Source organism: Acinetobacter lwoffii (assembly GCF_052078135.1).
GTDB lineage: Bacteria > Pseudomonadota > Gammaproteobacteria > Pseudomonadales > Moraxellaceae > Acinetobacter > Acinetobacter lwoffii_Z.
Genome location: NZ_JBQGUZ010000005.1, coordinates 165975 through 187150, shown reverse-complemented (window position 1 = coordinate 187150; position 21176 = coordinate 165975). Strand labels below are relative to the sequence as shown.

Sequence of the window (21176 nt, the reverse complement as noted above, 5' to 3'; positions counted from 1 at the left end):
GAACTACTTGTGAATCAGGTCTGATCGCTATAATATACACAGCCATGGGGATATGGCGGAATTGGTAGACGCACTGTGTTCAGGTCGCAGCGCCTTCTGGGCGTGAGAGTTCGAGTCTCTCTATCCCCACCATCATATTAAAGCAAGGCGAGTGCCTTGCTTTTTTATTGCCTGAAATTTGGTAAAGCTGTTGTTATTTATGCGGTATTGTATTCTGATTTCAAGCACTGGTTCAGACATTATTTATCAATAATAGTTTCAGTATTCTGAATGCCTATGTTGATCAAGATTAGAAATTCATTTGAGTTTTAATTTAAAATGCTGGAATTGAATCGAAATGAATAAAAATAACGAATGGGCAGTCATATCTTAAAATCAATCAAATTTTCGGCATATATTTTATAAAAAATTAAAAAATAGAACTAACTGTTTATTTTATAGTGGAATAGAGTGTGATCGCTTGTAAAATCGCTTGTCAATGCCGGTCTATCTCTATAATATACACAGCCATTGGGGACGTGGCGAAATTGGTAGACGCACTGGATTTAGGTTCCAGCGCCGCGAGGTGTGAGAGTTCGAGTCTCTCCGTCCCCACCAATCGATATTTGGGAAACTGAATATTGGGTAGAAGTAGAGGATTGGTGTAATGGTAGCATGACGGTCTCCAAAACCGTTCGTCAAGGTTCGAATCCTTGATCCTCTGCCAAAGTTTGAAAGAAATCCAACGCTAAGTTGGTACCCTGATGGGGACGTGGCGAAATTGGTAGACGCACTGGATTTAGGTTCCAGCGCCGCGAGGTGTGAGAGTTCGAGTCTCTCCGTCCCCACCATCATATTAAAGCAAGGCAAATGCCTTGCTTTTTTATTGCCTGAAATTTACTGAATAAAGAAAAGCCCATCGAAATGGGCTGAATAACTGGAGAATAGCGCTGTTGAGTCAGTGGAAAGATTAATTTATTTTTCTGCTCTTAAATAGAAGCAATCAGGCTTTTAAATGATCTTCAAATTCCTCGCCTAGTTGTAGTGCCAGGGCATTACCTGCCAGATCACAGGTCACCAGGCCATATTCTTTCTTGAAGCTGAAACTGAAACCACGATCATCCGCCAGGGTGCGTACCGAATATCCCAATTTTTCTAACCATAGTCGAAATGCAATCAAATTTTTCGCTTTAACCACTTTTTTCACGAGATCACTCCTTCATCATTGTTAAATCTTAAATAAGGGTGAAAAATTATCTTTTAAAGGGCAAATGCCTTTATTTAAATTAATTTAAATGAATTTGTGTATATAGTGAACATCGGTTGATTAAGAAAAAATCAATTTAAACGTTAAGTAAATGATTTTTATCATATTGAATAGGTTGTAACTAAATATTAAGTTTTTATAAGCTATAAATTTGGATAATTAATTTTCTAATTCAATAGCTTATTAGTGAAACAGGTTATTTCCTAATTTTATCAATCGTATGAAATAGAAAATTTCAGATCTAGAATGAGAAAATTAAAATCCAATCGACTTATTTATTAAAAGAATACCGGCTGCTGGTTTTCTGATCTTCAGCTCGATTTGCATGCTTTATACTGTCTGAAATGTAATTCTCAAACTGAATACCCGCACCATGACTGAATTAACCATTGAAGACTATGTGAATCAGCAAATTGAATTAATGCAGCAGCAGGGACTTGATCCGGTTGCTGTGATGTTGGGACATGAAGACTGGTTGAGCTTTAGTATTCAGTCGAAAGTGGCCTATACGCCTTTCGGCAGTGCCCGTCGTTATCAGCCTGCTTTAGGTGGCTTGCTACTGGTACGTATTGATGAAATGCAGGCGGTGCGTGTCGTGACTCAAGGTGAACTGGATACTTATGCACAAAGTAACCAGATTCTTTAACATTGCTTCATGCGATACATACGTTGTCAGTTTTAGTGAATAGAATCCAAGAAACTAGTTACTGCTATCCTACATATCATCATTCGGGATCGACATGGCCAATGTCACTTTTAAAGTTAAACGACAGACTAATGTCATGCTCTGAAAGCAGACATTTTATTTCTATTTTGGTTTACAGTTTAATTTTGAATAATGCCCATTATATTAAATGGGTGCAAATGAGAGAGGGTATCTAAATCTCACTTGTTAAAAATAGACAGTGAATCGTTCATGAAGTACATGGTTAAATATCCTAATATTACAAGCCATATCAGGATAATAATTCCTGCTGCCCAACGGTTTATAGGCCTTTCAACTAAGGTTTCTCCAAGAATTCTACAATCATCTACAATGTTTTGTGGGGTAAGCTTGATAACTAATAAAATACCTAAAGGTACAATAATAATATCGTCTAAATACCCAAGTACGGGAATAAAATCTGGAATTAAATCAATTGGTGAGAAGGCATAAGCAGCAATAATTAAAGCTAAAAACTTTACAGAATTGGGCGTTCGCTTGTCTTTTGCAATAAGCCAAACAACCAAGATGTCTTTTTTAATTGATTTAGCCCATTGCTTGATTCTTTGATACATAGCAAATATTAAAAGAACTATAGAGATTTAATCATAAGAGAGTTTTCTTAAAACAATATAGATTTTTATTATCCTATTACGATTTTCTAAAATTAACATAATACGCGTTATACGAAATGCTATTTTTTATTTTATACAAATTATATGTTTAGCGTATAAGTGAAAGCCCAATTCAAGTAAATTGGGCTTTTTTATTCACTTGTTAGGTTCCATGCTGATTATTTAAGCAATGTTCCACGAATTTCTCTAATTTAAATCAATATCATCCTGTTATTTATAAGTCATTATTTCATGTGTTGGAACTGAAATTGGTTTCTAAAAAAATAGAGGACTTGATTAATTATAAGAAAGCAAAAATGGCACAGAAAGACATTTTTTAGATGGAGATTCAACTTATTCCAATTTGTGCAAAATTTGTACGTGCCTTTCAATAACATTCTATGCATCGCAAATGACAAATAAGTAAGTCGGCTGAAGCATTGATCTTCAGCTTTGAATCCGGTTTAAAACTGATCTTTCAGGGTTCTTAAACGCTGGAATTCTTCCACGCTTTCTGCGCGCAGAAAAGGATTGGTTTGCAATTCATCTTCAATACTACTTGGCAGCGTGCACTGGCCTAGTATACGCAAACGCTCAATATGTTCGAAGCGTTCCAGAATTGCCGAATTGTCCGGTTCAACGTGTTTGGCAAACTGTGCATTCGATAATGTGTATTCATGGGTGCAATAGACTTGGGTGCGCGGTGGCAAGGCAGCCAGACGGGACAGTGAATGATACATCTGTGAATAGGTGCCTTCAAAAACCCGGCCACAACCCATGGCAAATAAGGTATCGCCGCAGAACAGCACATCAATCGCATCAATAAAATAAACAATATGGCCGAGTGTATGCCCGGGTACAGCAATCACCTGGATATCTATTCCATGAAAATTAAACTGTTCTTCCTGCTCAAGAGGATGGGTGATAAACGGAATTTTGCTTAGTTCTGCCCGTGGGCCATACACAGGCAGATTTTGTCCTTGGATCAGTTCCGGCACACCGCCAATATGATCTTTATGCCAGTGAGTCAGCCAGATTTGACTTACAGTTAAACCGTGTTCGGCACAATAGTCTTGTACCAATTTTGCTTCGGTTGGATCAATCACAGCCACCTGATGCGACGCGGTATGTTCAAGCAACCAGATATAATTTTGCAGTGAATTCTGGACATCAATACAGTGAATTTTAAAGGGTGTCATAGCACATCACATCAAATGAAGATTATAGATAAAGTAGCATAATTTCGGCTACTCTGGTGCTGGTTGATATCGTCTGATCATCCGCGATTACTTTCATTTATTCCAAATTTGAAAAATTTATAATTCCGGATCATCAATGCTCACCGCATTGCCGATGGTGTAAAAATGCCCGCCGGCTACATGATGAATACTTTTCCACTCTTCATCCACTTCATGATAATGCCAGTGGCCGTCGCGGAAGACCCGATCATCGGCATAGGCTGCAATCACCTTGCCAATAAACAGGTCATGCATTTGCTGGTTATGCGGCTCAGGAATCAGCTCGCAGAGTATCCAGGCCGCACAGCCTTGTACTACAGGAATATCAGCATCAGGAAAATGAAATAGTTCTACTCCGGATTGTGCCAGTTTGTCCGGCACATCATGCAGGCTCTGCGTACCCAGACGATAGACCATATTCAGTTGTTTCAATGTTGGAATTTGCAGCGCGAAATAACCTGAATTTTCAATAATATTTCGGGTTTTGGTGCTTTTATCCAGAACCACAGTCACTTTTGCGGGGCTGAATTCCAATGCGCATGCCCAGGCTGCTGCCATAACATCTGTATCCTGCTGATCTTGAGCAGATACCAGTACAGTAGGGCCATGGGTAATCAGACGATAAGCTTTTTCTAAGGGAACGCTTTGAATATGGGAGTTTGTCATGCAGCACCATTTGCTCTATTTATTTACTAGGCCAGATTAATGAGATCATTAACATATTCAAGTTCATTCTTGCAAAAAAGCTTTTAAACTAGAGATCGTTATATTCAGGAATTCAAAAAATGAAAATGTACCAGGTCGATGCGTTTACCACGGAACTGTTTAAAGGCAATCCTGCAGCCGTGATTGTGCTGGATGAATGGCTCGAAGATGGTCTGATGCAAAATATCGCCTTGGAAAATAATCTGTCCGAAACGGCTTTTGTTAAAGTCATCGATAGCGATAATTATGCCATCCGCTGGTTTACGCCAACCAAGGAAGTGGATTTTTGTGGTCATGCGACATTGGCCAGCAGCTTTGTACTATTCAATCAATTTGATACGGGGAAAACGATTCATTTTCATGTAAAAGATTTGGGAATTTTTGTGGTCAGCCAGGATGCGGATGGCAAGATCAGAATGAACTTTCCAATCCGTCGTGCAGAGCCAGTTGCTGAATATCCTGAGGCCTTAAGACAGGCTTTGAATAAACCGTTTAAACAGGTTTATCTGAACGCGCAGGGTTATATTGTTGAATATGAATCGGTACAGGATGTGCTGGATGAAACACCTGATTTTGAACTGTTGAAACAGTTGAATGGTAAGCGTACAGCCATTACTGCTCAGAATACTTATCTAGACGTCGCGATCACCTCACAAGACATGCAATATGACTGTATTTCACGTTATTTTGCACCGAGTAATGGCATCAATGAAGATCCGGTAACCGGTTCGATTCATACCGGAATTGCACCGCTCTGGGCCGAGAAGCTCGGTAAAAATGAATTGGTCGCTTATCAGGCATCAGCACGTGGTGGGGTGCTGTATTGTGCTTTGCAAGATCAGGAACGAATTGAAATTTCCGGTTATGGAAAGTTATATATGCAGGCTGAAATCTATCTTTAATTTTTATAATTACATAGAACTACATGTCGTCAGGCGAGGCGGCATGTTATTTTGATGGTTCGGCTTGGAATAGATTATTCAGAAAAAGAATCATTCTCTAAGATGGGCGCGAATAAAAATTTATATTTATAATTTGGATGAAGAATGTTGCTACGTTATAAAAATTTAAGTCTGGCTATTATATTGTCTGGCTGTAGTGTACTAAGTTTTGCACAGCCTGTTTTGGTGAAAACGGAACAGAATATTGAAGAATACCGACTGGATAATGGACTGCGCATTATCCTGGCACCGAATGATAAAGAAAATAAAGTTTTTATGAATACGGTCTATCTGACCGGCTCCCTGAATGATCCTCAAGGCAAGGGCGGTCTGGCGCATCTGCTGGAACATTTGGCCTTTAAAGGCACAGAAAATGTCAAAGGGGATGAATTCCAGCGTCGACTGGATCAATATACCTTGATGACCAATGCCAGTACCGACTATTACTCGACCAAATATACTAATGTGATCCGTCCTGAAAAAACTGCGCTGAGTGAAGTCATTTTTCTCGAAGCCGAACGCATGGACAAGCTGGTGCTTCAGGAAAAATATGTACCGACTGAAATTGATATTGTAAAACGCGAGCGTGAAATTCGTCTGGATCAGCCATTTTCAGTATTGATCGATCAGGTGTTTAAATCTGCTTATGGCAATCAGTATTTAGGCCGTTTGCCGATTGGTGACCTAAATGAGCTGCAATCAATCAATATGCAGGAACTAAACCATTTTTACCGTCAATGGTATGCACCGAATAATGCCTTTGTGGTCATTTCGGGCAAATTTGATAAGGCCGAAGTCTTAAAACAGCTGGATACGCATTTCAGTCCGATTCAATCCCGAAATGTACCAGCGCAAGTGAAAGTCCCAGCGCTTAAACCAGAGCAAATCAAACAGCGTGAATTTACAGTAAAGAAAGGCAGTGATCTGGCCAAGTTTAATCTTTATTTGAATCAATCCGAAGAAAGCATTAAAACGGCTTTGGCTGTTTCGCCAACGCTCTATACCTTGCAGCCAAGTGGACATCTCTATCAGAATATGGTGGAAACTGGGAAGTCAACAGCGGTGCAATCCAGTACCTGGCTGGATAAAGACTTTAATCTGGTGTTTATGGGAGCAATCTATGCTCCGAATCATCAGGCACAAGCGATAGAGCAGGGACTGATTCAAGGCGTAGAACAGAGTCAGCCATTTACCGAAGCAGAATTAAACCGGGCTAAAAATCTGACCCGAAATCAGGCCGACAATATTAAAAACAGTGCGACTGCTTTGGGTTCACGTTTAAGCGATTATGCAGTGGCGTATTCAGGTGACTGGAGCCAGTATTTTAAAGATCTGAATGCAATTCAAAGCCTGAGTGTGAATCAGGTCAATCAGGTCTATAAGAATTTTTTAAAACCTGAATACCGTATTTCTGGCAATATTTTACCTACCCCGGAAGATCAGAAGAAAGCGCAGGAACTGGCACAGACAGAAGCACCGGCAAAAACTCTGGATCAGCAGGCTGAAGCAGAAGAGCCAATGAAAGATGTCAGTGTCTATCAGGCTGAAGTAAAGCAATATGTCCAGGAATCCAAACAGTATTTGTACAGTAAAGACAAACAGATTCAGCGTGGCAAGTTGAAAAATGGCATTAAATACGCGCTGTTTCCGACGACTACCCGCGATGACAAGGTCTATGCCACAATTTCACTGGATTTTGGTACCGCTCAAAGCCTGATGAATAAAGGCGAGATTCTGGACCTGACGGCTTATTTAATGTTGCGCTCTTCGGAAACTCAAAGCTTGCAGCAGATTGCCGATAAAATTATTGAAGTAGGCGGTTCGGCAACTGCCGGTGCATCCGGCAATGGCCTGACCTTGCAGATCAGCGCCAAAAAAGAAAAGTTTGAAGAGTTTTTCCAGTATGTGGTTGATGTACTGAAAACGCCGGCATTTGAGCAAAGCCAGTTTGACTTGATCAAGAGTCAAACTTTATCCAGTCTGGATCGTCCTTACACTGAACCAGATACCGTGTCGAGCTTGACGATAGCGCGAACTCTCGAGATCTATCAGCCTGGCGATCTGCGTTTCCATTTCGAGCCTGAACTGGCCAAAAAACAGTATCAGAAAGCGACTCGCGAACAGGTTATGGCACTGTATCAGCAGTTTTTAAAAACCCAGCATGCACAAATCGCGGTCACAGGTGAGTTTAATCCAAAATCGATGCAAAAAACGCTGAAAAACAGTTTCTCAGACTGGAAAGCTACACAGCCTTATGAGCGTCTGAAATCGGAATATCGAAGCTATCCAGCCCAGAAAATTCATGCGTTGTCTGAGCAGCGTGAATTCGGGAGTTATGAGGCATTCATGAGCATGCCGGTCGGCGCAGATCATGCCGATGCACCTGCATTACAGGTATTTCGATATATTCTGGGTGATTCACAGTTATCGTCACGACTGGCACAAGAGCTACGCGAGAAAAATGCCCTAGTCTATGGTTTTAGTGCAGATGTGCAACTCGATGAATGGACAGATGTAGGTGCAATGATGATTAGTGCCAATTATACGGCTGGAAAATCCGCACAGGTTTCTCAGGCAGTGCATAAGGTACTGAATGAGCTGCTGACACGTGGCGTGACTGAACAGGAAGTGGAAGCGGCAAAAGCCAGTATCTTGAAACAGCGTTTAACTGCACTGGAAGATGATCGTCGTATTCACGCTATGCTGATTCCACAGCTGGAAAAAGACCGTAATCTGGTTTATCGGGAAAAACGTGATCAGGCAATTGCTCAACTGAGCAAAGCCGATATTGATGCCATGATCAAAAAATACATCAAGCCGGACCAGCTGGTGGAAGTGATGGCTGATCAGTACGGTAAGCAAGTTAAAACATCATAGTGTTGATAAAAAATCCCCTCAAGTGAGGGGATTTTTTTATTTTAGTTTTATGCTTTAGGTTGCTCTATGGCTAAAAACAATCCCTCCAGTTAAGCTTGCAAGGATAGATAGGAGCAGACTCCAAACAGATACAATAAGAAGGAAAATCAATATTCCACAGCCAATCAAAGTTGAAACGAAAGCAATATCTTGATCAAAAGGATGATGGATCGCCACTTGATAATAATAAGACGTTATCCAGCTTGAAATAATAGTGAGTAAAATACAAAGTCCTTTGCCTGAAGGCGTATTTAGACTGGAATCTGTTATCCAACTTAGCATGTCCTCATCTACTCAAAGTCGATAAAAACATTTAGCATTTTCATAAAAAATCGACTTTAAGGCATTTTCATTGTAGTCCTGCACAATATCGCTAAAGGCATCAATAATGTTGGTGAGTGAGCTACTGACACTGTCCATTGGAAAGTTGGATGCAAACATCACGCGCCCAGAACCAAAACAGTCTAAAGTATGCTGGATCACGGGTGCGGCACGTTCCACTAATTCCTGTTTACTTGCCAGCCGTTTCTGCGTGTGAAAATCATGTCCCAAGACTGGCATAAACAGACCAGACATTTTGGTCGATACATTTTTGCATTCGGCCAGTTCTGCCAACTGATCTTTCCAGTCTGCAAATATCTGGGTGCGATCTTGTTCGGTCTTGCCTGTAGCTTTGCCCACTTTGCCAAATAAACCTGCGGGCGTACCCAGATGATCCAGCACAATAGGGGTGTTTGGAAAGGCTTTGGCCAGCGCAGTAACATCCGCAATCTGGGTAGAGTACACCCAGGCATCAAAGCTTAAATCTTGCCTGGCCAGTTCTTCAAAGCCCTTCAGGAAATCTGTGTTGCGATAGAGATGCGGTTCATCGGTCCAGGCATGAATCCCTTTATCTGGATGTACTGCAGCCATTTTACGGATGCCCCGAAACTTGGGAGAAGCTTCGCGATGCAATTGAATCAACTGTTTAAAATTTTTCTGCCGCGGATCCGCCGTGGCGACAATTCCACCCAATTGGATAGTGTGCTGATCAAAAGGAAGCCCAGCGATAAAACGGGTTTCATTTACCACACCCGTACCTTTATGGTCATGCCAGCTGGCTTCAACATGCACAATCTGCTCTATTTCATAATGTCCTGCATCTTTCTTGTAATTTGCAGGCAGATAAGGTGCAGTCAGGTGCTGTGTCAGGCCAATGGTCTCAATGACGTCTCTGGGTTTCAACAGTCGAACCATTCTGTCTAGTAATTTGGGATGATTGCCGAACAGCTTTACCGCTAGCGCTGCCGCATGTGGGGTATTGTATGGATCCCATTGGTGGATATGCGGGTCAATGATCGGGAAGGGAAGTTGCTGCATGCTATGCCTTGTTTTCGTTTATTTATTATTCAATTTATATAGTGCTTAAATCACTTTAAAGTCAATATGATAAATGACAGCAAATAAAAAAAGCCCCGCGGGGCTTTTCGTATTTTAATCAATGATCATGCTTGTGATCATGGTTATGCTTGTTGGCATGAAACTCTTCATTGTGACGGAAACGTAAATAGTTTTCGAACTGTTCACAGTATTCATCATAGTTATCTTCCAGCATCATTTGAAATTGCTGCAAGATATAAGACATGACCTGATCTTTGGCATCGCGCATTTCATTCCCATCTTTAAAGTTATTCGCTGCCACCCAGGTATTGAAACGGGCAGTACCAAATAACATCGCCGCACTGACTTGACCGCGCTTATCGCTCGGTTTTTCCTGTGAGCCTTTTTCTACGCGACAAAACTCGTTGGCTTGTTGAATAAATTCATCAGCACGTTCAAAGAATGCCGCATTTAACGCTTCTTCTTCGGTTACATCGGTTGCTTCAATCTTTTGAACCATGAATTTGTTCCTAACACTAAAATCTCAATCGCTAATTATAGGCAAAGCCTTGCAGAAACTAAACCTTTGCCTTAATCTAAAAAATAGCCTAAGCATATAAAAGTGAATGCCATGCAGGATGCGATTGCAGTACAAAGCCTAAAAAGTGATATTGCCTTATTGCGCCAGAATATTTGGCCACCGGCAAATCTAGCCAATGTTGAAGGCTTGCCGATTTATTATGGCAGCCAGTCACAGGTAGATGAATACTATAGCCAGTGGCTCGGGCTGATTGAAAGGGCACAGGATCTGTTTCAGCCTTTTATGGAAGATGAAATCTTGGATGCGATCCATCTGCCGAGTCATTTAAACTTGCCGCTGTTTTATTTTCATGTTGACCGGATTCGCATTAATAAAACCCGCGCCAAGGAATCCAAAACTTTTCGTGGGGTCGCCAGCCTGATCGAAAAATGCGGCCAGTTCGAACCCGAGCAGATTGCAGCCATGCGGCAGTGGCTTGATAGTGACGATACTGCAGCTTTGGTGGCACACCGTGAGTTTGTGGATTTACGCACTTATGTATTTCAGCATGGCCAGAGCGAATATACGCGCACCCGTTTTTATGTGAATGGGATTGTGCTGAGTGTTGAGCCACATTTTGAACTGGTCGATGCACGCGATAAGCCACGCAAGCAACGCAGCGACAGTTATAACGATCCTCTGGCAGACAATAATACCTGGAAAGTATTCGGCAAATATCGCTAGCACAGTTTGACCAAGCCCGGTCTTACCAGAAGGGCTTGGTATTTTCTGCAAACTGCTGTAAACGCTCTGCTGCTTCGTTCGACAAACGCTGCTGTTCCGCACTTATCCAGCCTAGCACAAACCAGGCCTTGGCCTGTTGTTTGACATAAGGTCTAAATAATTCGTCTGCTACAAATAGGTCATTATAATGCCCGAGACTTTCCTGCAAGGGTTTTAAGGCTTTTAGATAGGCTTTAACCTCTTTTTCAGGAAATAAGCTTTGCAAGAATTCTACGTTATAGCGTAAGCGTTTTACCCGTTTGCGTGTGCGATGCCGGGATTCAATATCCAGTTCTTGATAGTTCTCGGCATCCTGATAGATTTGCTGATGCAGCTTGCTCAGGCCTTTACACAAAATTTTATGCGAAGACTTAGCTTTACCCTCTGTATTTTCTTGGCTAAAGCTGAATAGTTGCAGCATTAATTCTACTGTGGCAGGACTTCTAAACAGCGCACTGATATCTGGCTGTTTTTGACGGTGTGGCGGTAATTTCAGTAAGGGGGAACCTGCTTTTTCCAGTTGTGGAATCAGGCTTTCTGCCAAGGCATCGCGATCTCGGGTGGAACCCAGTTGCTGGAAAATATCCCGCAGCTGTTCTGGCCATTCTGGCTGTACATGTTCAGTCACGGACTGGAAAATTTTAAAAGCACTGCGCAAACGTCGAATCGCAACACGTGCCTGATGCACATGATCACTATTATAATTTTCGGCAGCAATCGCCGTCGCATTTGGGAAAAGATGAGCCAGACAGTTGGTGACAATTTTTTGTAAAATCGTACTGATCTGATCTTTCTGTTCAAGCACTAAGGGAAGCTGATGCTGAACCGGTAGATTCTCTTCGCCATGTAATAAGGCATAACCGCGTTCCGATTTGCTCCGTGTATCTAGCCATAAAGCATAACGCTGAACCCAGGGCTGAATGAAATCAATCAATTCACTCAGCTGGCCGGATTTAAGCTCAAATTCGACTTCATAAATATCGATGGCTTGATCATTGTGTCGAATTTCTCCGACATCAAAGGCAATTTCAATCTTACTGTCCAGATGACTTTCTGTGAGTACATACCGTACGACATCTGTTTCAAATTGCAGAATAAGCGGTGTCTCCAAATCACCGAGCGCCTGTTTCAGGATTTTTTTGGCCGGTTTATGTTTGCGATATAACTGAAAATCACAATGTTCCGGAGGACTTTTTAATTCATGCTCAAGTTCAAAACGTTCAAATTGTTGTTCAGTCGCTGCTTTCAGGGTTTGAATCCATTGCTGGTCTTCCAGACGTTGCCGCAGGGCAATCTGATGTTGTTGTAATTGTTGCGCTTCAGTATCAAAGTAGCGTGCACACAGACGATGCCGAGTCGGCTGAAGTTTCTGAATGTCCTGTTCAAATTGCACACGAGACTGTGGCGGAATCTGGAATTTGAGTTCTATTTCTGCCATCGGGTCATTCCTCCGCGATGTTGGTTTTATAGATTAATATAGCCCAAAGATCGGCAGGGGTGTGATGTGCTTCTGCAACAAAAAAGCACGCCAGAGAAGGCGTGCTTTGAGTTTTTCTTGTGATATTTATTTCAATATTTTTATTTCAATATGTTTATTTCAGGAATTTACGACTGACCAAGAACTGTTCGGTCGCTTCAAGCAGTTTCTGCGCATAGACTTCCTGCTTGGCGGTCAGCCAGCCCAGCACAAACCAGTCACTTGCTTCCAGCTCGGTCTGCTGAATATAAACTGCAGAAGAGGCCAAAGTTTGATATTCACTGGCTGCCAGTTGAGCATCGTTCAGCGCTTTGCTGTATTTCTGCAAATTTTTGACATCATAGATCGTGGTTAAAATCGGAAAGCTGAATTTGAGCTCCTGAATCCGGCCCGACAATTGATCCAGACTTTCAAAATCAGTGATATCGGTCTGGTTCATTTGTTCCTGCAAAGCTTTATATTGCTGTTGCAAGGTAGTTTGAGCAGCAGTTTTCAAGTCCAGCGAGGCATGCTCATTTTCATTTAAACTGAACATCAGTAATTCCAGATAATGATGCACATTCTGGGTAGATTTGACCAGATTACCGAGTTTCTCCTGCGCATACAGAATATCTTTGCTCAGGTTTTCTGCCGTGGTGGGATTTTGCAGGAAGCCGGCCAAGCTGTTTTGCATATGCTGTAAATGTTGCAAATGTTCAAATTGCTGCTTAAAGGCCGCCAGTTGATGTGCCCATTTGTCCGAAAGCTGTGGATACCAGTCTTTGAAGAGCAGCAAGGTCAGATATAAGTGATCCAGTGCCAGTCGTGCCTGATCAATATGTTCCTGCTCTGCAACCTGAGCTGCAATCGCCGCGATATTCGGCAATAAATGCTGCATCTGCTGTGCAATCAGACTGTACATGGTTTTACTGGCGCTGTCTTTTTTGCTGATCTGAAATTCTTTGCTAAGGGTCGCAGGACTGACGCGCTGTGAAGTGGCCAATAGATTGCCTATTTCAGCCTTGCTGCGTACATCGAGCCAGAGCTGGTATTTCTTGACCCATTCAAAACTAAACGCCAGTAGATGTTGAATTGAACCATTTTTAAGCTCGAACTCGACTTCATGTACTTCTTGCTCGGCATCATGTGTGCGGATATGCCCAATATCCAGGCTGACTTCGATCTGGGTATCTTCATAGTCAATCACCCTTAACGTACGGGAAATATCGGTTTCAAACTGGAGTTGGAGGTGGTCGAACTGATTGCCGAGCGCATTGCTGAGAATTGCCCCGGCTTCTGGAAATTTTTTATAAATATCTAAATCCAGTTCAGGAGATGCGGTTAATTTCCCTAGATCATGATTATGTTCAAAGCGTTCGATATGGCTTTTTCCGGCCGCTTTTAGTGTTTGCACCCAACGTGTACCTTCCAGACGCTGACGCAGTGCCACCCCATGCCGGGCCAGTTGACGGTCGGTAGTATCATAATATTTGGCTTGAAGCTGGATCTGTTGAGACTTTTTCGGATCAAGTGCCTTGAGCAGCGCAGTGCGTCGTGCCACAGGAATTTGGAACTTGAGTTCAACTTCAACCATGATGATCATCCTATCTGTTCAGTGCAATTAAGTACTGAATCTTCACTTGAATAAGGTTTTAAAATGAGGCGGACAGCAGCCGCAATTATATTTTTAGATTTGTGCGCAGCAGATTGTAACCAAAATCAAAATGCATGTAAGACTTGACTGAGCATAAAAAGCTTAAACAGAAGTTTGAAACTTAGATTTCATCGGTTCATTTTAGGCTAAAACGATCGGATTCAGGCCTTCACGGGGATGTGCAAGATGCATTGAAGCGCGCATCAAAAGGCTGTTATTTGGCTAAAATATACGCTAAGGTAAAACAAAAAACGTCAGGATGATGACAGATGAATGTACAAGTACAACCAGAAAGTAAGAATGAGGTGATGGTTCAGCCCCAGATGCCGATTAAGAACTATCATGAATTTTATCGCTTCTATTTGACTGAGCATCGGCATATTATTAGCCGCCGTCTGCACGTGGCCGGCAGTAGCATCGGTTTATACTGTTTTGCCAAAGCCATTCGTCAAGGCAAGCCGCGATATTTTGCATATGGTTTACTCTCGGGCTATGCCTGTGCCTGGGTCGGTCATTTTATCTTTGAGCGCAATAAACCAGCCAGCTTCAAACAGCCTGTATATAGCTTTATCTCGGACTGGCGCATGTTTGCCGATGTCCTGCGTGGTAATATCAGTCTGATCGACCTTAAATACGATAAAATTTCCAGTTAAGCCAGAATGACTTTTATCGGAATGTGCCCACTTAAAGCATGAAATTTCGATAAAAGCCTTGCAATACCATAATTATTATTCTAATAATTATGGTATTGCAGATTAGGTTTTTTGATCAACCATTATATTTTAATTAATACATCAGTTTTCCAAGCCTGGAGCGACCTTCTCCGGGCTTTTTTTATGCCTGTTTGCTACCAATAAATGTTCAAGATTTTGCTCATGCTATTGTGTAAATATTCATAGAAGAATTCATGTGGATTTGTGCTGAAAGTAAAAGATCCTTTCTGGCTTTGAAACGTTTCCCCACAAACGAATGACTCAAAACCAGAAAGGATCGGGTATTACAAACACAGGTATTTATTTTTCTGTTTATTTTCTGTGTCTAAGGCTATTTAAGACGCTTCGCGCCGATTGGGCTATCCCTGAAAATGGGTATTTTTAATATTAATTAATTTGAGTACGCTTGAGCCAGGCGAAAAAAAGACAAAAAAATCGCTCTTAGAATTTTGCAACTTCTCCACCAAGTTATCTGCAAAATCCTAAAAGCGTTTGTCGGAGGGCGTAAGCATTAACACGTTATAATTATTGTTATAAGGCGATTAAAACGCAGATTTGAAAGTCCGTATATCCCTGAAAATGGTGATATTTGAGATTTAATTGACAAATTGCGCTAAAAAACTGCAAATCTGTTGCTGCCCAGTCTTAGAAACAGCAAGATGGCGGCAATTAAACCGAGTTATGCCTATAATAGAGCCATCCTAGCAAGTGGCGAGCAAGATGCGCGGTTTATATTTAATTACCAATGATGATCCATTAGAGCTTTTATTAGCGAAGTTGGAAGGTGCAATGGCCAATGGTGGTGTTGCGGTCTTGCAATATCGCCGTAAAAAAGTGGCGAAAGAAGATCAAATTTACGAAATCGAGTACATGAAAGCCATGTGTGCTGAATATGGCGTACCTTTCGTGATTAACGATGATCTGGAAATGGCGGTTAAATACGGCGTGGGTGTGCATTTAGGCCAGGATGATGGTTCGATTGTCGACGCTGTTGCGCGTTTGCCTAAAGGCGTGTTGATTGGCCGTAGCTGTAATAACTCACTTGAGCTGGCTAAACAGGCCATTGCCGATGGTGCGAATTATGTGGCATTTGGAGCAATTTATGCGACTGATAGTAAACCTGAAGCGGGTAATATTGGTCTTGAAACCTTAAAACTGGCCAAAGAAAAATTGAACGTGCCTCTCTGTGCCATTGGTGGTTTAACGGTTGAAAATTCAAAGGATGTCATTGAGTCAGGTGCGGATTATTGCGCGGTGATTAGTGATATATTGGGACTTCCTATGAATGCCATTCCTGAACGTTTAGATGAATGGTCTGCGCTTTTTCAAGCTACAGCATAAAATTTTTTGATTGATTTAATTTTGAGTCGAGTGCCTTCATGAGCTTATCTCCAAAGCAAGAACAATTGTTCAAACAAGCCAATAAACATATCCCGGGTGGCGTCAACTCACCTGTACGCGCATTTAATGGTGTCGGTGGGACGCCGGTCTTTATCGAAAAAGCCCAAGGTGCGTATCTGTATGATGTCGATGGTAAGCGTTATGTGGACTATGTAGGTTCATGGGGGCCGATGATTCTGGGCCATGCACATCCGGCGATTATTAAAGCCGTTCAGGATGCTGCGGTCGATGGTTTGAGTTTTGGTGCGCCCACAGTTCATGAAACCACGCTTGCAGATATTATTTGCGAGATCATGCCATCGATTGAGCTGGTTCGTATGACCAACTCAGGTACAGAAGCGACCATGACCGCGATTCGTTTAGCACGTGGTTATACTGGCCGTGACAAGATTGTAAAATTTGAAGGCTGTTATCACGGTCACTCGGATTCATTATTGGTAAAAGCCGGTTCAGGTTTATTGACCAGTGGTGAAGGGGAAGCGACGTCGGCAGGCGTGCCAGCGGATTTTGCAAAACATACGCTGACACTTCCATATAACGACATCGCGACTTTAAAAGAATGCTTTGCCAAATTTGGTTCGGAAATTGCCGGCGTGATTGTTGAGCCAGTCGCAGGCAACATGAACTTGGTGAAACCAATTGACGGTTTCCTGCAAGCGATTCGTGATGTCTGTGATGAACATGGTTCAGTGTTTATTATTGATGAAGTAATGACCGGTTTCCGTGTCGGTTTGGGTGGTGCGCAAGCACATTATGGCGTTACTCCGGATTTAACCACTTTAGGTAAAATCATCGGTGCAGGCTTACCAGTGGGTGCTTTCGGTGGTAAACGTGAAGTGATGGAATGCATCGCGCCATTGGGTAAAGTGTATCAAGCAGGTACGCTATCAGGTAACCCATTGGCAATGCGTGCCGGTATCGAGATGTTCAAACATCTCCGTGCTGAAGGTTTCTATGAGAAATTGTCTGCACAACTTGAGAAACTGCTGGTTGGCTTACAAGCTGCTGCGGATGAAGCAGGCATTCCATTCAAGACACAACAGGTTGGTGGGATGTTTGGTCTGTACTTTACCGATCAGGAAGACATCACCAGCTTCGATTCAATGTTGAAATGTGATGTCGATGCTTTCCGTAAATTCTTCCATGGCATGTTAAATCGTGGCGTGAACCTTGCGCCTTCAGCATTTGAAGCAGGATTTATTTCTGCTGCGCATAGTGATGAAGATATTGCTTACACGATTCAAGCGGCTAAAGAAACTTTTGCTGAGATGAAAGGTTAAATTTTAATTTTTTTAAAATCCTCCCTAACCCTCCTTTGAAAAAGGAGGGAACCTCAACTGAATAAATAAAGTTCCCCTCTTTACTAAAGAGGGGTCAGGGGAGATTACATTTAAAATTCGAGACTATTTTTCATGAAAACCAAACATTATTTGACTTTAAGCGATGCGGAATTTTTATTAGATCAAGCCCATCAATATGCCATTCAGAAGAGTTTTAATGTCAGCATTGCAGTCGTAGATGAGACCGGAAATTTACTGGCGATGAAGCGTATGGATGGCGCAGCACCAATGACTGCAAATCTAGCCATCGAAAAAGCCAAATGTTCTGCCATGAGTCGCCATCCATCCAAACTGTTTGAAGATATTATCAAAGGCGGTCAGATGGGCTTCCTGACCATGGAATCATTTTCAGGGATGCTAGAAGGTGGTGAACCGATTATGTATCAAGGGCAGCTCGTCGGTGCGATGGGTGTGTCGGGTGTGAAGTCGTTTGAAGATGCGGAGGTTGCACAAGTAGCGATTGAGAAGTTTTTGGACAACACTTGAAAAGCGATTAATTATCACAAAAGTAATATTAAGTAGTTTGAAAAGCCCAAATCAATATGAATGGGCTTTTTGTTTTTTAATTAACTTGTCGAACATTAAAGCCAAAATAACGTAAAACTTTTGTAGTCCGTCCATTGATCACAGGCATGTTTTCATTATTCAACCAACCAACTAACTCTTGGACATTTGATTGACCAAACTCATTGAGTTTATAAGTTGGATTGTAAATACAATCTGCTATGCGTTTGCTTATAGAGTTTTTATCATCATGTAAAAGATAAGTTAAGGTGTTTTTTATTTTTTGTAATTCATTCTGCTCTAAAAAGGATTCTTTCAGGGTTTTCAATCCACCCTTAAAAAATCTGAGTCGATCATGAAAGGAGTGAGCTACACATAATGCATCTACAAGCTCCTCTGCTGTAGCTTTATTTATTGAATACTTACTTCCTAGAATACTATTAATTAAAGGGTAGTTTTTCTTTACAATTGTATGTTCGAAATGATACCAATCCATATCTAGCCATTCATCAACTAATTTGTTTAATATGATTTTTTTATTATCATCCCAACCAATATTCTGTTCTCGCCAACTTTCGTGTACAGCATAACAATCACGGACAAAACTAAAAAATGAATCAATTTCTAAGCGTAAGGGGATTAGATCGTTACTAACCTTTCGTCTTTTCTTTTTATACTCATCTTCAATAAAATTGTAAGCATGCACTGATTCTTGATAAGTTTTTAAAAAACTATCATAAAATAGATCCGAACTTTTTTGTTTAGCTTCGTATCTTTCAATGTTTGGATAATTAAAATCTCCAATATTTTTTATTACATCGTCATCAAAATCATTTACAGCTTCTAATTTATCTTTGTATTTTTTGTAGATATTTTCGTATTTTTGAACTTCTTCAAAAGTTAAAACTTTAGCTTCTCGCCAATACTCTAAAAATAGATAAGTTAATTCTTCAAATCTTAAATCATCAGGCAGGATGCCTATCATAATTTCTTGGTTTCTTAATAAAGCTGCCTTCGTTAAATTTGCAGAACCAATATAAATTTTTTGATCTCCAAATATATAGAGCTTAGGATGAAATTCATGACTTGTATAGAAGCGGGCTTCTATATTTCTGTTTCTTAGTAAGTGTTTTAAGGCATAGGGTGAAGTAGGAAAGCCTAATCTAACTATAATTCTAATACGGCAATTATTTTCAATTAACTTATCAATAATATCTGTTTCAGTAAAAAAAGCGGATGCGATATAGATATCCATGTCTTGTTTAATTTCTTGGTTTAATCCATTGGAAAAAAAATCTTGTTTGGTATTAGTATTGGTATATAGGTCTAGCATATTAGCAACCGAAAATTACAATAAAGTATTAATAAATTAATGATATAACATGTTTAGAATATTAATAAACTAAATTTGATGACTGAGGCTTATGAAAATTTATGATCTGAGTTAGCATATTCTCCTCAACTTTATGTATTAAGTATGTGCCTCCCATGCTGTACTCTATGCCCAAAAAAATCCAACTTGCTCCATCCCAAGCCAAATGGCAGCTTGCATCAAATGAATCTGTTTTGGTACTGGTAGGACTGCAAAACCTAAGGATGATGGTAGGTATACAGGACAGCGACCTGATGACTCATCTGATCCAGATCAGCAATAAAGCCAAAGCACTGGACATTCCTATTGTCGATCTATACGGCGATGATCTGATGCAGGGGATGCAGCAACTCGGCGAATATGCCTCAATGCATCCACAACTCATTTTTGCCGGTCAGGTCACGCCAATGCTGAAACAGATTTTGCCGCATCTGATGAGTGTGACGGATCAAATCGGTGTGGTCGACGATGCGATTTTATTGGTGAATCAGGAACAGCATATTCAGTGGATTGAAAATATTTCGGCACAGGGGATACATCACTTAAATACCTATAGCCTGACTCGATTATGGGATTTAAGCGCGCCGTCAGAATATGTATTGTCGACCAAAGGCATTATGTTGGCTGTCGCAGAACAGCTGGATATGGATGCTTTGGAAATTGATCCCTATGTCGACTTAAAAAATTATGGTCTGGATTCAGTAGCGATGGTCAGTCTCATTGGTATATGGCGTGCGCATGATGCCAATATCCGTTATGAAGATGTGCTAAAGCATCCGTCTTTGCATGAATTGGCAAGCTTCATTTTAAAATCCTCAGGTTGATGTGCTGCGATTGAGCATTTTTATGCGCTAAATCGGAAATTTCATCGTCATTTACATAAATGCGCATTGTAATTATTGGCTAAGCTTTCTATCATTGCCGCCTTGTTTTTCGCGATCAGCCTGGGATTGAACTTTGAGTAATTTTCTAACCGAACATCTGATACATCGTGATGACGATTTCATGGTCATCCACAAACCTGCAGGTTTACTCACAGTTCCCGGTAAAACAGAAGACTTACAAGATTGCCTGATCAACCGTCTGGTCAAACTAGAACCCAAAACTTTACTGATTCATCGACTGGATCGCGATACATCCGGCATTTTGGCCTTTGGTCTGACTAAATGGGGACAAAAAACCATTTCCCGCCAGTTTCAGGAACGCCAGACCGATAAAACCTATCAGGCTGTGGTTGCCGGTAAACTAGAAGGTGAAGGCACTATTGAAGTGCCGGTGGTATATGATCCAAGCCGTCCGCCCTTACATATCGCAGATCCCGCACATAATAAGCCAGCCATCACGCATTGGCAGGCGATTGAGCATTTTAATATTCAGGGACAGCCTGTGACCCGGGTGAAACTGATCCCAATTACCGGCCGTTCACATCAGCTACGGGTGCATATGCAATATCTCGGACATCCGATTATTGGCGATACCTTATATGCGACATCCGAACAGCAACAGCTCAGCTCGCGTTTATGTTTACACGCGGAACGTTTGAGTTTTTATCATCCTCAAACAGAGCAGTTAGTCGAATTTTATTGTCCGGCGCCGTTCTAGGAAATACTTCTTTAATCGGCGTGAATTATGCTCACTTTTTAGTGGGCTTTATGTCAAAATACATTGCTTGAAGGTGTGGAATTTTGCTCCAATGACGTTTCGTGATTGA

General features: G+C 41.4%; 20 protein-coding genes and 4 tRNA genes. 14 read left to right on the top strand and 10 right to left on the bottom strand.

Annotation, left to right across the window (positions count from 1 at the left end; translation table 11 throughout):
• Positions 1-46 precede the first annotated feature (46 nt).
• From ACTL4S_RS05385 to ACTL4S_RS05370, 4 genes are all read left to right on the top strand, one after another.
• Positions 47-132, top strand: a tRNA-Leu gene (locus ACTL4S_RS05385).
• Between the two features lie 380 nt (positions 133-512).
• Positions 513-597: transfer RNA gene (locus ACTL4S_RS05380), tRNA-Leu, on the top strand.
• Between the two features lie 35 nt (positions 598-632).
• Positions 633-706 (top strand) — tRNA-Trp (locus tag ACTL4S_RS05375).
• A gap of 39 nt (positions 707-745) precedes the next feature.
• Positions 746-830, top strand: a tRNA-Leu gene (locus ACTL4S_RS05370).
• A gap of 152 nt (positions 831-982) precedes the next feature.
• Here the strand turns inward: ACTL4S_RS05370 and ACTL4S_RS05365 are convergent.
• Complete coding sequence (locus tag ACTL4S_RS05365; RefSeq protein WP_004280022.1) at positions 983-1186, bottom strand: hypothetical protein; 204 nt, start codon at positions 1184-1186, stop codon at positions 983-985.
• 433 nt (positions 1187-1619) lie between these two features.
• Here ACTL4S_RS05365 and ACTL4S_RS05360 point away from each other — a divergent pair, with 433 nt between their 5' ends.
• Entirely contained in the window at positions 1620-1892 is a 273-nt protein-coding gene (locus ACTL4S_RS05360; RefSeq protein WP_005107282.1) for a hypothetical protein, read from the top strand.
• Positions 1893-2131: 239 nt separating this feature from the next.
• Here the strand turns inward: ACTL4S_RS05360 and ACTL4S_RS05355 are convergent, their stop codons facing one another.
• From ACTL4S_RS05355 to ACTL4S_RS05345, 3 genes are all read right to left on the bottom strand, one after another.
• A complete protein-coding gene (locus ACTL4S_RS05355) occupies positions 2132-2524 on the bottom strand; it encodes a YkvA family protein (protein ID WP_441298903.1) in 393 nt (130 codons plus the stop codon).
• 503 nt (positions 2525-3027) lie between these two features.
• Positions 3028-3762 carry a hydroxyacylglutathione hydrolase gene (gene gloB, locus ACTL4S_RS05350; protein WP_441298902.1) on the bottom strand — a complete coding sequence of 245 codons (735 nt, stop codon included), beginning with the start codon at positions 3760-3762 and terminating at the stop codon, positions 3028-3030.
• Positions 3763-3879: 117 nt separating this feature from the next.
• Entirely contained in the window at positions 3880-4467 is a 588-nt protein-coding gene (locus ACTL4S_RS05345) for a flavin reductase family protein (RefSeq protein ID WP_314104126.1), read from the bottom strand.
• A 119-nt stretch (positions 4468-4586) separates the two neighbouring features.
• On the opposite strand from ACTL4S_RS05345, the gene ACTL4S_RS05340 reads away from it, so the two are divergent.
• Complete coding sequence (locus tag ACTL4S_RS05340; RefSeq protein ID WP_441298901.1) at positions 4587-5408, top strand: PhzF family phenazine biosynthesis protein; 822 nt, start codon at positions 4587-4589, stop codon at positions 5406-5408.
• A 144-nt stretch (positions 5409-5552) separates the two neighbouring features.
• Entirely contained in the window at positions 5553-8324 is a 2772-nt protein-coding gene (locus tag ACTL4S_RS05335; RefSeq protein ID WP_441298900.1) for a M16 family metallopeptidase, read from the top strand.
• Positions 8325-8378: 54 nt separating this feature from the next.
• Here ACTL4S_RS05335 and ACTL4S_RS05330 read toward each other — a convergent pair whose 3' ends face one another.
• The 3 genes from ACTL4S_RS05330 to ACTL4S_RS05320 all read right to left on the bottom strand — a co-directional run bounded on the left by ACTL4S_RS05330 (position 8379) and on the right by ACTL4S_RS05320 (position 10242).
• A complete protein-coding gene (locus tag ACTL4S_RS05330; protein WP_155756639.1) occupies positions 8379-8645 on the bottom strand; it encodes a hypothetical protein in 267 nt (88 codons plus the stop codon).
• Between the two features lie 12 nt (positions 8646-8657).
• A complete protein-coding gene (locus tag ACTL4S_RS05325; protein ID WP_441298899.1) occupies positions 8658-9722 on the bottom strand; it encodes an amidohydrolase family protein in 1065 nt (354 codons plus the stop codon).
• A 118-nt stretch (positions 9723-9840) separates the two neighbouring features.
• Positions 9841-10242 carry a DUF3144 domain-containing protein gene (locus ACTL4S_RS05320; protein ID WP_004280011.1) on the bottom strand — a complete coding sequence of 134 codons (402 nt, stop codon included), beginning with the start codon at positions 10240-10242 and terminating at the stop codon, positions 9841-9843.
• Between the two features lie 111 nt (positions 10243-10353).
• Here ACTL4S_RS05320 and ACTL4S_RS05315 point away from each other — a divergent pair, with 111 nt between their 5' ends.
• Positions 10354-10986: a hypothetical protein gene (locus ACTL4S_RS05315; protein WP_004280010.1), complete on the top strand. Its 633-nt coding sequence runs from the start codon at positions 10354-10356 to the stop codon at positions 10984-10986.
• A 22-nt stretch (positions 10987-11008) separates the two neighbouring features.
• On the opposite strand, the gene ACTL4S_RS05310 is transcribed toward ACTL4S_RS05315, so the two are convergent.
• Together ACTL4S_RS05310 and ACTL4S_RS05305 are read right to left on the bottom strand one after the other, a co-directional pair.
• Positions 11009-12463, bottom strand: coding sequence for a CYTH and CHAD domain-containing protein (locus ACTL4S_RS05310; RefSeq protein ID WP_441298898.1), 1455 nt, complete (start codon positions 12461-12463; stop codon positions 11009-11011).
• Positions 12464-12617: 154 nt separating this feature from the next.
• Entirely contained in the window at positions 12618-14075 is a 1458-nt protein-coding gene (locus tag ACTL4S_RS05305; RefSeq protein ID WP_441298897.1) for a CYTH domain-containing protein, read from the bottom strand.
• 329 nt (positions 14076-14404) lie between these two features.
• On the opposite strand from ACTL4S_RS05305, the gene ACTL4S_RS05300 reads away from it, so the two are divergent.
• The 4 genes from ACTL4S_RS05300 to ACTL4S_RS05285 all read left to right on the top strand — a co-directional run bounded on the left by ACTL4S_RS05300 (position 14405) and on the right by ACTL4S_RS05285 (position 18075).
• Positions 14405-14788, top strand: a complete 384-nt coding sequence (locus ACTL4S_RS05300; protein ID WP_005104473.1) for an Mpo1-like protein — start codon at positions 14405-14407, stop codon at positions 14786-14788.
• Between the two features lie 780 nt (positions 14789-15568).
• Positions 15569-16189: a thiamine phosphate synthase gene (gene thiE, locus ACTL4S_RS05295; protein WP_005107266.1), complete on the top strand. Its 621-nt coding sequence runs from the start codon at positions 15569-15571 to the stop codon at positions 16187-16189.
• Positions 16190-16227: 38 nt separating this feature from the next.
• Entirely contained in the window at positions 16228-17529 is a 1302-nt protein-coding gene (gene hemL, locus ACTL4S_RS05290) for a glutamate-1-semialdehyde 2,1-aminomutase (protein ID WP_441298896.1), read from the top strand.
• Between the two features lie 132 nt (positions 17530-17661).
• Positions 17662-18075 (top strand): GlcG/HbpS family heme-binding protein, encoded by a 414-nt coding sequence (locus ACTL4S_RS05285; RefSeq protein WP_441298895.1) that lies wholly within the window; start codon positions 17662-17664, stop codon positions 18073-18075.
• A 76-nt stretch (positions 18076-18151) separates the two neighbouring features.
• Here ACTL4S_RS05285 and ACTL4S_RS05280 read toward each other — a convergent pair whose 3' ends face one another.
• Positions 18152-19426 carry a phospholipase D family protein gene (locus ACTL4S_RS05280; RefSeq protein ID WP_441298894.1) on the bottom strand — a complete coding sequence of 425 codons (1275 nt, stop codon included), beginning with the start codon at positions 19424-19426 and terminating at the stop codon, positions 18152-18154.
• Positions 19427-19581: 155 nt separating this feature from the next.
• Between ACTL4S_RS05280 and ACTL4S_RS05275 the strand changes: the two genes are divergently transcribed.
• Both ACTL4S_RS05275 and ACTL4S_RS05270 read left to right on the top strand, forming a co-directional pair.
• Entirely contained in the window at positions 19582-20289 is a 708-nt protein-coding gene (locus ACTL4S_RS05275; protein WP_441298893.1) for a phosphopantetheine-binding protein, read from the top strand.
• A 133-nt stretch (positions 20290-20422) separates the two neighbouring features.
• A complete protein-coding gene (locus tag ACTL4S_RS05270) occupies positions 20423-21067 on the top strand; it encodes an RluA family pseudouridine synthase (RefSeq protein WP_441298892.1) in 645 nt (214 codons plus the stop codon).
• The last annotated feature ends 109 nt before the right edge of the window (positions 21068-21176 follow it).